11 protein-coding genes are annotated in these 11300 nt (G+C 36.9%); 6 read left to right on the top strand and 5 right to left on the bottom strand.

The window, feature by feature from the left end; genetic code table 11:
- Positions 1-543: alpha/beta fold hydrolase family protein (locus tag FFR48_RS20045; RefSeq protein ID WP_503827313.1), on the top strand; the 543-nt coding region annotated here is incomplete at its 5' end.
- A 201-nt stretch (positions 544-744) separates the two neighbouring features.
- Complete coding sequence (hetI, locus tag FFR48_RS20050; protein WP_137668596.1) at positions 745-1464, top strand: 4'-phosphopantetheinyl transferase HetI; 720 nt, start codon at positions 745-747, stop codon at positions 1462-1464.
- Positions 1465-1541: 77 nt separating this feature from the next.
- Here hetI and FFR48_RS20055 read toward each other — a convergent pair whose 3' ends face one another.
- Positions 1542-1745, bottom strand: coding sequence for a hypothetical protein (locus FFR48_RS20055; RefSeq protein ID WP_096564929.1), 204 nt, complete (start codon positions 1743-1745; stop codon positions 1542-1544).
- A gap of 219 nt (positions 1746-1964) precedes the next feature.
- Between FFR48_RS20055 and FFR48_RS20060 the strand changes: the two genes are divergently transcribed.
- Complete coding sequence (locus FFR48_RS20060; protein WP_137668597.1) at positions 1965-3893, top strand: ATP-binding protein; 1929 nt, start codon at positions 1965-1967, stop codon at positions 3891-3893.
- 119 nt (positions 3894-4012) lie between these two features.
- Here FFR48_RS20060 and FFR48_RS20065 read toward each other — a convergent pair whose 3' ends face one another.
- Positions 4013-5056, bottom strand: a complete 1044-nt coding sequence (locus FFR48_RS20065) for a 3-deoxy-7-phosphoheptulonate synthase (RefSeq protein WP_137668598.1) — start codon at positions 5054-5056, stop codon at positions 4013-4015.
- Positions 5057-6019: 963 nt separating this feature from the next.
- Positions 6020-6397: a DUF1823 family protein gene (locus FFR48_RS20070; RefSeq protein ID WP_096564925.1), complete on the bottom strand. Its 378-nt coding sequence runs from the start codon at positions 6395-6397 to the stop codon at positions 6020-6022.
- Between the two features lie 232 nt (positions 6398-6629).
- Here FFR48_RS20070 and FFR48_RS20075 point away from each other — a divergent pair, with 232 nt between their 5' ends.
- Complete coding sequence (locus tag FFR48_RS20075; protein ID WP_096564923.1) at positions 6630-6926, top strand: acylphosphatase; 297 nt, start codon at positions 6630-6632, stop codon at positions 6924-6926.
- Positions 6927-6976: 50 nt separating this feature from the next.
- On the opposite strand, the gene FFR48_RS20080 is transcribed toward FFR48_RS20075, so the two are convergent.
- A complete protein-coding gene (locus FFR48_RS20080) occupies positions 6977-7138 on the bottom strand; it encodes a hypothetical protein (RefSeq protein WP_371851462.1) in 162 nt (53 codons plus the stop codon).
- Positions 7139-7429: 291 nt separating this feature from the next.
- Here FFR48_RS20080 and FFR48_RS20085 point away from each other — a divergent pair, with 291 nt between their 5' ends.
- Positions 7430-9535 carry a M3 family metallopeptidase gene (locus tag FFR48_RS20085; RefSeq protein WP_137668600.1) on the top strand — a complete coding sequence of 702 codons (2106 nt, stop codon included), beginning with the start codon at positions 7430-7432 and terminating at the stop codon, positions 9533-9535.
- 721 nt (positions 9536-10256) lie between these two features.
- Positions 10257-11108, top strand: coding sequence for a universal stress protein (locus tag FFR48_RS20090; RefSeq protein WP_096564919.1), 852 nt, complete (start codon positions 10257-10259; stop codon positions 11106-11108).
- On the opposite strand, the gene FFR48_RS20095 is transcribed toward FFR48_RS20090, so the two are convergent.
- Positions 11046-11276, bottom strand: coding sequence for a hypothetical protein (locus FFR48_RS20095; RefSeq protein WP_201277653.1), 231 nt, complete (start codon positions 11274-11276; stop codon positions 11046-11048). The genes FFR48_RS20090 and FFR48_RS20095 overlap by 63 nt on opposite strands.
- Positions 11277-11300: the final 24 nt, after the last annotated feature.

Below are 11300 nucleotides of genomic sequence, written 5' to 3' on the forward strand. Positions count from 1 at the left end.
TTACAAGATATAGACATTGCTGGAGGAGCAGTGATTTGTCCTAGTTTAGATTCGTTGCGATCGCTCACTTATTTAGTCACTCACCCTTTTGGTAAGTATGTTGAATCCCGCATTGCTGGAGAATTAAAAAAACTAGCCTGGAAATTACATCATACTCATGATAATTCTTTTGATTCGGCAGCAATAGAAAGAGCAAATAGCATTTGGGGATTTGATGAAGAACTTGTCATTGGCCGCTTGGGTTTTAGTTCTGTGGAAGAATATTATCAGACCAGCAGTGGTTTACATCTGTTACCTCTGTTGCAAAAACCAACTTTAATTATTTATGCTGCTGATGATCCCTTATTTCATCCCGATCTTGTTGATGATTTAAAAGTTGCCAGTGCCAAAAATCCTGCTATAGATTTGTTACTTACATCCTACGGTGGTCATGTAGGTTATATAAGTAGTAAAAAGTGTCAAATTCAATCCCAAGATCCTGATCAATGGTGGGCTTGGAATCGTATTTTAGAATGGATAGGAATTAATGAAGGCAGGAGGTAGAAGGCAGAAGACAGGAGTCTGTTATTATAAGGGGTATTTATCATAAATCTCCCAAAAATTTTCGCTTTCAAAGGCGGAGTTTTAGACCCTATTCTTTCATCAATGTAGTGCTTAGGTTTATCAGGTAGTATTGATCAAACATACCTGATTTTTTGAAGAATTAATTATCTAGAACCCAAACTTTTTAGTTGTGAATTAGTTGTGAATAACTTTCCCTCAAACTGGCTACCTGCACCTAAAAAATTAGTATTGTTATCTGATGATGTGCATATCTGGAAAATAAACTTACAGCAATCTGAATCACAGATACAATCTTTCAGAGAAACTTTATCTAGTGATGAAGTTGCTCGTGCAGAAAGGTTTTATTTTCCTGAACATCGACAGCGTTTTATTGTTGGGCGTGGTAGTCTGCGGACTATTTTAGGAAGTTATTTAGGTGTAGAACCGTCTCAATTAGAATTTGATTATCAACAACGGGGCAAACCAATTTTAGCAGCTAAGTTTGCTGATTCAGGAATATTTTTTAATTTGTCACATTCGCAAGATTTGGGTTTGTGTGGCGTAAGTTATCAAAGATTAATTGGGGTAGATTTAGAATTTATTCGCCCAATGTCTGATTTAGAAAATCTTGCTCGACGTTTCTTTTTACCCCAAGAATATGCAGTAATTAAATTACTTACACCTGAACAAAAACAACAAGTATTTTTTCGTTACTGGACTTGTAAAGAAGCTTATTTAAAAGCCACGGGAGATGGTTTAATTCAATTAGAACAAATCGGAATTGAATTAACACCTACAGAACCTGCTCAATTAAAAGTTTCAGGAAATTGGCAATTGAAAGAATTACTACCAGCAGATAATTTTGTTGCTGCGGTTGTTGTAGATAATCATAGCAATAATTTCCAATTTTGGCAATTATAGCAGATGAAAAATAACAGATTAAGTCTGTTTCAAACATAATGGGTGAGCTATATGCTATATTTTGTGGGTTGCCCTCTTTAATGAATTTGGTGTCTATAAATTAAATCTGTCAAAAAAAGCCGAGCTTGTTCTAAAGATATATGTCTAGGTTTTCCTTGATAAACAATTTGGTATTCATTCATATTTTGCCCATCTCCATATCCTGAAATTAACTTGCGGTGAAATGCTTCCTCAGCCAATTCTCTAACTTCATTTCTGAGAGCAGAATGTGTGTTATTCATAACTAAGATATCTTCTGAATTACCTGTTTTTCTTTTATTGAAAAAGTAACTTCATTAAATCTATCCCCAGTATTATTTTTATCTTGATTCTCTCAACCGTGATTTCAGAAACTTTAATTAAATGGAAATTATGCCCTGAGATAGCTGAATCTTATTCATAATAGGAGTAAGTTGAACTTGGCTAAATAACCTCAAAAATTGTCAATAAATCGAAAATCAATGGTTCAAGAGCAAAGTACCGATGTCATCCGCATCAATGCTAGAAGAACTGATGTATTTGATATTTTTAACTTCAAGTATTATATTGGACCCAACCCTTATTTAGATACAGGGGCGCTAGTATTTGATTTTTCTTTGACTGAATTTCAAGATCCTTTACCGATAGAGGATTATATTGACGTTATCAGTGATTTTTATCCGCACTTAGCGGAGCAAAGATATCAGTTATATGCTGATTTATTTGCTCGTGTTGTTTCCGAAGTGAGCAAATTAGATATAGGTTTATACCTTAATCTTTGGAGTATCACAGCATATCATTCCTATGTAAGAATTGCCATTCAAGCACTACATGAAGGCACTGCAAGAGCAGTAGTGTACTTGGTTTGGGATTGGTTGGAAAGTATTACTAAAGATGAGTATTTCCCCTTTGAGGAACGGTTAATTAAATTGCAAAATAAGTTCCGAGAATCTGTTTATGGTGGACCAACAGTTTATGCTTTATGGCAAGCTGCATATCAACAAGGTATTCCTACTTGCTATTTATGGGAAGAAGGATTAATGCAATATGGTTATGGTAAAAAACAAGTGCGAGGAGTAGCAACAACTTTTGATATTGATAGTCATCTAGATTCTGAATTTACTACCCGCAAAGATGATTGTAAAGAATTTTTAGAAAGATTGGGTTTTCCCGTGCCAAAGGGTGATATTGTAACTTCAGAAACAGAAGCGTTAGATATAGCTAGAAAAATCGGTTATCCAGTGGCAATTAAACCTGTAGTGGGTCATAAAGGAATTGGTGTAACTCCTAATGTAAATGATTCTAGAAAATTGAAATCTGCTTATAATTTTGCAGTATTAGCAATTCCCGAAGATGAATCAATTAGAATTATTATGGAGCAAAGTATATCAGGAAGGGATTTTCGTTTATTGTGTGTCAATGGTAAATTTGTCGCTGCTACAGAACGTAGGCCACCATCGGTTGTGGGTAATGGATATTCAACAATTAGAGAATTAATTAAAAAAGAAAATCGCAAACCAGAACGGAGAGATACACCCACATCATCCATGAGTAAAATTGTCATTGATGAAGCGATGGAACGATATTTATATGAACAAAGATTAGATGTGGATAGTATAATTGAACGCGATCGCATTATTTATCTTACCAAAGTTGCTAATATCTCATCCGGTGGTATCAGCATTAATGCTACCAATAAAATTCATCCTGATAATATTATCTTAGCAGAAGAAATTGCCCAACATTTTCGCCTTACTTGTTTAGGCATTGATGTGATTACTAAAAATATTTCCCACTCTTGGAAGAATGGTAATTTTGCCATCTTAGAAATTAACGCTGCACCAGGTATTTTCATGCACCTTAACCCCGCGATTGGTACAAGTGTTGATGTTCCTGCCCATATTTTATCAACCTTTTTTCCATCTGCCCAAGATGCCAGAATACCAATTATTACGTTTAATAAAATTACCGTACTTGAATTACAAGCAATAATTGATCAGATTCTTTTACAACATCCACAAATAAAAATAGGTGCTGTGTGTCGCGAGGGAATATTTATCAATCGTTGCCAAAAATTTTGGAGTCAAGAATACAATCGCAATATACAAACTTTGTTGCGTCATCCTCAGCTTGATTTATTAATTGCTGAATACGCAGAAGATACTCTAGAATCAGAAGGAATGGTTTACAAAGGTAGTAATATTGTGGTATTGGATAATCCTACAGAAACAGAAATGATATTATTAAGAGATGCCATAGATGGTTCGATTGTGATCATTAAGAAAGACAACAATGTTTCTATTCTACATAAAGGAGCAAGCGAAGATTTAATTTTAGACGTAGAAACAGATTTTTTCAATGTTTATCTACCAGCAATTGAACAAACAATTACTATAGCAGGTGATTGGTGATTGGGGATACAATTTTGGATTTTGGATTTTGGATTTTGGATTTTGGATTGTATTTCATGAATCCAATCTAAAATCTAAAATCTAAAATCTAAAATCTAAAATTCTCCTGCCTCCTAACTTTACTTGAGTTTGGCATGAGCAGCTAAAATAATTCTTTCTGTTTCTTCCCAACTAATACATTTGTCAGTTACTGAAACACCATATTGTAATTCTTCCCGTTTTCCTGTAATTGGTTGATTACCTTCATATAAATTTGATTCCAGCATCATTCCCAAAATTGAATTATTACCAGCAACTATTTGCTGAATTATATTTTCTAACACCGCAGATTGCAATCTATAATCTTTATTGGTGTTACCATGACTGCAATCAATGACTATTCTTGGTGGTAAACCTGCGGCTTTTAATTGTTCCTCTACCAATTTCACATTCTCCGGATCATAATTAGGCTGACTTCCACCCCGCAAAATTACATGACCATGAGAATTACCTCTTGTTTGAAATACACTCACCTGTCCCTTTTGGTTAATTCCTAAAAAATTATGTGGAGTTTGCGCTGATTTGAGAGCATTCAAAGCCACATTAATATTACCATCTGTACCATTTTTAAAACCCACCGGCATCGAAAGACCACTGGCCATTTCGCGGTGAGTTTGTGATTCAGTTGTCCTCGCTCCAATTGCTGACCAACAAACCAATTCACTGATATATTGAGGAATAATCGGATCAAGTGCTTCCGTTGCTGTTGGTAATCCTAATTCTGCCAATTTTAATAATAAACTCCGAGCAATTAAAATCCCTCTTTCTACATGAAAAGAATCATCCATATCGGGATCGTTAATTAATCCTTTCCAACCTACAGTAGTTCTAGGTTTTTCAAAATAAACCCGCATGATCAGCAACAATTTATCATGCACTTTATCAGCTATAACTTTCAACTTCTCAGCATATTCTATCGCCGCTTTAGGATCATGTATAGAACAAGGACCAACTACAATGAATTTTCTGCTATCTTTAAAATCAAGAATATGTTCTATTTCCTGTCTGAATTGCAAAATTGTATGTTCAGCAGATTTAGTTAAAGGCAATTTTTCTTTAACTTGATTAGGAGTTAATAAAACGTGCGAACTCTTAATATTAGTGTTAATTAATTTGTTGATCATGGTGTAAAACTCTAAACTTGTGTAATGCGCTGTATTGTGTAAAGGAATACTATACACATTTTTCAGGAAAAATACAAGATACATCAGGAGTCAGGAGTCAGGAGTCAGTAGGGGCAACCTTACAAGGGTAGGTTTTTTACATTGTCGTGAGGGCAAGACTTGGGGGACAAGGAAGGACAGTGGACAAGGGAGGAAAACAGTACAAAATCATCTTCTCTTGGTAACAAAAAGACCATTGTGCTGATAAAATCTTCCTTGTCTACTTTCCCTCCTTGTCTTCCAGGTCCTGCCTCAACAGATAATATTAAAAACCTACCCCTGTGAGGTAGGGGCAACCCCCCCGTGGTTGCCCGTACAGGAGTCAGGAGTCAGGAGTAAAACGCTCTTTCGGGCTATGTTTTAATTGAGATGCTGTATCTATAATAGAGAAGTCAGGATATCTAGTATTTAGAATATCCAGTATTGAGAAAAATAGTAATTAGTTCTCAGAAAAATGAAAACCTGAAAAATTAGTTAGATTTGATGAGACTTGACTAATCACTAATTACCATTAAGTAATTACGTGCATTATTGTGATCTAGTTCAACAATACATAAAAATCAAAAAACATGAATCTATAAAAAAGCAGATTTTTAGGAAAAAATCTATGTTTATGTATATTGTTTATGTATATTTTTGTCGCCCAGATGCTAGATCGTCGATTCAGTAATGCTAGGTAATCTGTTTTCATCTTGTAGGGGCGAAGCATTCGGGTGATAACCTATCGTTGAAACAATTGATATTCTTTCCGAATGCTATGCATTCGGCACACTACGCGAACGCCCTTACGATTAATGAATCGGTGTTCTAGGAAATTTTATTAAAAATCAATTATATCAAAATCAGCTTTTGGTAACTGGTTGATTTTTCCCAATCACCAATCACCAATCACCAATCACCAATCACCAATCACCAAATATCATATTATTCAATTTTACCAGTAGTGATCATCATATAACTTAATAACCAACCTGCCATAGTTGCCCTGCGAGTTTGCCGAGGACCAAATTCTCCGATTTTATAACCTTTAAAACCTAGTTTTTGTTTGAGCAGTTGTTTATTTTCTTGGGGAATAGAACGAGTTAATTTCATTGTTGCTGGGCGAGACTCAATAAAATTCCCAGGTTCTGGATATTCAGCCACCCATTCTGGTGCTACTTGGCTAGTATCCCATTTTTCAGTGTTAGCATCATAACGATAACCCAAGTGATACCATACCAATTGGTTAACAGTAGTATCATCAATATTATCGTTGATAATATCCCAAATTGTTTCTTTATTGAGTGGTGGCAAGTTAGACATAAGTAATTTTAATTTTGTCCGTGTTTTGTTGTCAGTTGTCAGTTGTCAGTTGTAAACTCAGTCAGTAACCTAGAAGATTTTAGCGTTTTAGGGGTGAAATTAAAGATTTATCAGTGACAACCGAGAAACCCAACTGTACCAACAAAGTTGCAGATTAAAAAGTAAACCTGAAATCGTAAAATACTAGAAACTGTTAATTTCTGCTTACTGTCTCCTGAAACCGGACTTTTTTATGCAATCTACAACACCACTACCAAAACTAATCCGCGCCCATGTCTTCATTACTGGCAGAGTTCAAGGTGTGGGGTATCGTTACGCCACTGTAGATACTGCTACCCAGTTGGGGTTAACTGGTTGGGTGCGAAATCTCCCAGATAGTGGAGTGGAAGCAGTTTTTGAGGGTGCTAAAGAAATTGTAGAGGAAATGGTGCGTTGGTGTCATGCAGGACCACCTGCGGCAATGGTAAAGGAAGTTACAGTTGAGTATGAACACCCAGAAGGTTTGCGGGGCTTTGAAGTGAGGCGTTAGCTGCTATTATTAACAGCAGCTACATAACCCAGCTTTGCTAAATGCTCAGTTCATTGTTTAGCATAAGACTGCAAACCATTCCATTCATGAACCACCAACACACCTGGAGGCTTGCCCTTGAGCGAGTCATCATAAGCCAAATAACCTTTTAAAACTGTCTTTCCTTGTTTGTATCCAATTTTGTTGATTTTAATTGCTGCTAATACATCCATACAAGTCAGCAATACAACCACAGGTGTAAACAAAACAGAAAGCAGAATTTTTATGACTTTGTAAATACTAAAACACTGATTATGGTAAATTATCCCTGTAAAATCATGAAAAAACCTATTTATGCCTTATCTATTACTGGGAAAATTTTGCTTCTCCTTTCTGGCTGATTTTGAGAAATTTATAAGAATGCCATTCTAGCAAGGCTAAATTGTGTAGTTACGTTACATTATTAGTTATATAAATAAAAGTCATTGTTGTTCTGCCTATTGATCGGCTTCTAACATAAAACCATGAGTGCAACTGCTATTATTTCTCAAAACCCCCTACTCCAAGGCAGAGGTTTACCGCCATTTGCAGATATTACACCAGAGCAAGTAGAACCTGCTTTTAAACATCTGTTAACAGAATTGCAACAACAACTAGCTATATTAGAAACTAATGTAGAGCCTACATGGACTGGTTTAGTAGAACCTCTAGAAAAGTTAACAGAAAAGCTGTACTGGAGTTGGGGTATACTCAACCATTTAATGGGTGTCAAAAATAGCCCTGATTTACGTATAGCATATCAAAAGGTTCAGCCACAAGTAGTACACTTTATTAACACCCTTGGACAAAGCAAACCGATTTACAAGGCTTTTAAAGCCCTCCGTGCCAGTGATACCTGGGAAACCTTAGAATCTGCCCAGCAACGCATTGTAGAAGCAGCGATTCGAGATGCAAAATTATCTGGTGTGGGTTTGGAAGGAGAAGCACGAGAGCGTTTTAATGTGATTCAAATGCAATTAGCAGAACTGGCTACAGATTTTGCTAATAATCTTTTGGATGCTACCTCAGCCTTTAGTCTAGTTTTAACAACCAAAGCAGAAATTGACGGTTTACCCAGTAGCTTAATCAGTTTAGCTGCTCAGGCGGCTCGCATTGCCGGGGAAGAACAGGCCACCCCAGAAAATGGACCTTGGCACATCACATTAGATTTTCCCAGTTATTTTCCCTTCATGCAACACAGCACCCGTCGGGATTTACGGGAAAAATTATACAAAGCTTATATTACCCGTGCTTCCTCTGGGGAATTAAATAACAACCCTCTCATTGAACAAATTTTACAGTTACGGCAAGAATTGGCAAAGTTACTGGGCTTTGAAAATTTTGCCGAACTGAGTTTAGCTAGTAAAATGGCGAAAAATGTCCCAGCCGTGGAAAAGCTGTTAGAAGAACTGCGTCAAGCTAGTTATGATGCTGCTGTTAAAGATTTAGAAGCACTCAAAGATTTTGCTAAATCTCAGAAAGCAGCAGAAGTGGAAAATTTGCAACACTGGGACATCAGTTTTTGGGCAGAACGTCAAAGAGAAGCCAAATTCGCTTTTACTGAAGAGGAATTACGTCCTTATTTCCCCCTTCCCCAAGTTCTTGATGGCTTATTTGGACTAATTAAACGGCTATTTGGTGTGACTGTGACACCTGCTGATGGTCAAGCTCCAGTTTGGCATGAGGATGTCCGTTATTTCCAAATTTCTGATAAAAATGGTACTCCCATTGCTTACTTTTATCTCGATCCCTACATTCGTCCTGCCGAAAAACGTGGTGGTGCTTGGATGGAAGCTTGTATTCATCGTAGCAAAATCACAGAACGGGGTATAACTAGCACCCGCTTACCAGTAGCTTATTTGATTTGTAACCAAACTCCCCCAGTGGATAATAAACCAAGTTTGATGACTTTTGATGATGTAGAAACTTTGTTCCACGAATTTGGACATGGTTTACACCATATGCTCACCAAGGTTGATTATACTGGCGCAGCAGGTATTAATAATGTGGAGTGGGATGCAATAGAATTACCTAGCCAATTTATGGAAAATTGGTGTTATGACCGTCCCACCTTATTCAGTATGGCTAAACACTACGAAACAGGTGAACCATTACCAGAGCATTATTATCAAAAGCTGTTAGCAGCCCGTAATTACATGAGTGGTTCGGCAATGTTACGGCAAATTCACCTCAGCAGTGTGGACATGGAACTACATTACCGCTATCGTCCTGGTGGTGATGAAACTCCCATAGATGTCCGTGAACGAATTGCCAAAACTACTACTGTTTTACCACCATTGCCTGAGGATGCCTTTTTATGTGCTTTCGGTCACATCTTTGAAGGGGGCTATGCGGCTGGATACTATAGCTATAAGTGGGCTGAAGTTCTAAGTGCTGATGCTTTTGCTGCTTTTGAAGAAGCGGATTTAGAAGATGAAGTGGCAATACATGATACTGGTAGGCTCTATCGAGATACGATCTTAGCTATGGGTGGTAGTATGCACCCAATGGAAATTTTTAAAGCCTTCCGGGGTCGTGAACCAAAAACAACTGCTTTACTTAAGCATAATGGTTTGTTGGCTGCTACCTAAAAGATTCTATGGTTGGGTTGACGTAAGGAAACCCAACATTCCCAATATCTTTCTTTGTGGAAAATAAATAAAATAAATTTTACAGTTAGGAGAGGGAACAGAGAACGGGGAACAGGAATTTAGGAATACAGACACTTTTGTTTTCACTCAATATCTATATGTTAAATTAATTTTGCTTGGGTATTTCTACAGTTTAACTAAAAAAATAAAAACACTATGTGCAATTAATTTTGCCTGGGTACTTATTAACTCAATTGTGTCAATATTTGTCAAAATAAGTCAAAATAATTATATTTTGACAATAAGATTGTCAGCTTAGGAATAGCTCCTCAGAAAAGTTAATATAGTGAGAATTTAATTTCTGTTGTATTTCTTTACTAATTTCTCATCAACAAAAATGAATATAGATTAAAAATAATAAATAACATTATATTTCGTAAACTTAATTAGGCTAAATTGAGAGTATGCTGAATCTAGGAAAAACCTGGGGGCAATTTTCAGTAACTAAGCGCAAACAAACTTAAAGTTTTATTAGTTTTCTACTCATTGGTAAGTTTTGGTTGTAATGACTCAAGACTAATAACTAAAGACTAATAACTAATAACTAAAATTTATTTGCGTTCATTTGCTAACTAGGTTTTTCAGATAAATTGAGAACATCAGTTCTGATGCTCGGTACTGGCAGCGCAACCCAAAGAAACCTTAAGAACAATTACGGACAATGATACAAAAAATTTTGCTGGCTGTCTCTGGACTAGGACACGCAGAAGAAATGATGAAGACATTGAAAGAACTGCCATCTATCCAATCTGCAAAAGTTACAGTTCTGCACGTTGTACCTTCACAAACTACTGCTGCGGCAATGACAGATAAATGGGAAGAAGGTGGTAAGATCCTAGCTAATGCAATTCAGTCTTTGGATTTAGATCCCAGTCGGGTTTCTTCTATTTTACGCCAAGGAGATCCCAAAGATGTAGTTTGTCAAGTCGCTGATGAAATAGAAGCTGACTTGATTATCATGGGTTCAAGAGGACTGAAACGACTGAAATCAATTTTAGCTAACTCTGTCAGTCAGTATGTTTTCCAATTGTCTTCTCGTCCCATGTTGCTGGTTAAAGATGACATTTATGTCAAAAGAATTAAGCGTGTAATGGTGGCAATAGATAATTCTGATGCTTCCCAAAATTGTTTGAACTTAGCCTTATTTTTGCTCAGAGATGTTAGTGGTGGTCAGTTAATTTTGGCTAATATCAATACAGACTTGGGCAGTAAATTATCAGGTATTGCTGATATTAAACCAGAAAAAGATACAGTGTTGGGAAATGCTGTAACAGCAGCGGAAAGACAAGGTGTTTCTGTGCGTTGTGTAACAAGTAGTGGCAAACCAGGTGAAGAAATTTGTCGTTTAGCTGAAGAACTCAATGTAGACTTATTGTTGTTAGGTTCTCCAGATCGTCGGCCATCTATTGCTAAGAGTTTTGTAGATTTGGATCGACTTGTTGGCGCTTCTTTATCTGACTATGTGCGTGTTAATGCCACTTGTCCAGTATTGTTGGCTAGAACTGTTGCATAAATAGGGACTGGTGACTGGTGACTGGTGACTGGTGACTGGTGACTGGTGACTGGTGACTGGTGACTGGTGACTGGTGACTGGTGACTGGTGACTGGTGACTGGTGAATGGTGACTGGTGACTGGTGACTGGTGACTGGTGACTGGTGAATGGTGCGTGGTGATGAGCATGATGTGACTCGTGATTGCTGCGTG

This window comes from Sphaerospermopsis reniformis (assembly GCF_005402885.1).
Lineage (GTDB): Bacteria > Cyanobacteriota > Cyanobacteriia > Cyanobacteriales > Nostocaceae > Sphaerospermopsis > Sphaerospermopsis kisseleviana.

Excerpts from the sequence above, each read along its gene's own strand:
- FFR48_RS20095 (WP_201277653.1), bottom strand. The coding sequence starts at position 11,276 with ATGCTCATCACCACGCACCATTCACCAGTCACCAGTCACCAGTCACCA.
- FFR48_RS20075 (WP_096564923.1), top strand. The coding sequence starts at position 6,630 with ATGCAATCTACAACACCACTACCAAAACTAATCCGCGCCCATGTCTTC.
- FFR48_RS20090 (WP_096564919.1), top strand. The coding sequence starts at position 10,257 with ATGATACAAAAAATTTTGCTGGCTGTCTCTGGACTAGGACACGCAGAA.
- FFR48_RS20070 (WP_096564925.1), bottom strand. The coding sequence starts at position 6,397 with ATGTCTAACTTGCCACCACTCAATAAAGAAACAATTTGGGATATTATC.
- FFR48_RS20055 (WP_096564929.1), bottom strand. The coding sequence starts at position 1,745 with ATGAATAACACACATTCTGCTCTCAGAAATGAAGTTAGAGAATTGGCT.
- FFR48_RS20080 (WP_371851462.1), bottom strand. The coding sequence starts at position 7,138 with ATGGATGTATTAGCAGCAATTAAAATCAACAAAATTGGATACAAACAA.
- FFR48_RS20060 (WP_137668597.1), top strand. The coding sequence starts at position 1,965 with ATGGTTCAAGAGCAAAGTACCGATGTCATCCGCATCAATGCTAGAAGA.
- FFR48_RS20065 (WP_137668598.1), bottom strand. The coding sequence starts at position 5,056 with ATGATCAACAAATTAATTAACACTAATATTAAGAGTTCGCACGTTTTA.
- FFR48_RS20085 (WP_137668600.1), top strand. The coding sequence starts at position 7,430 with ATGAGTGCAACTGCTATTATTTCTCAAAACCCCCTACTCCAAGGCAGA.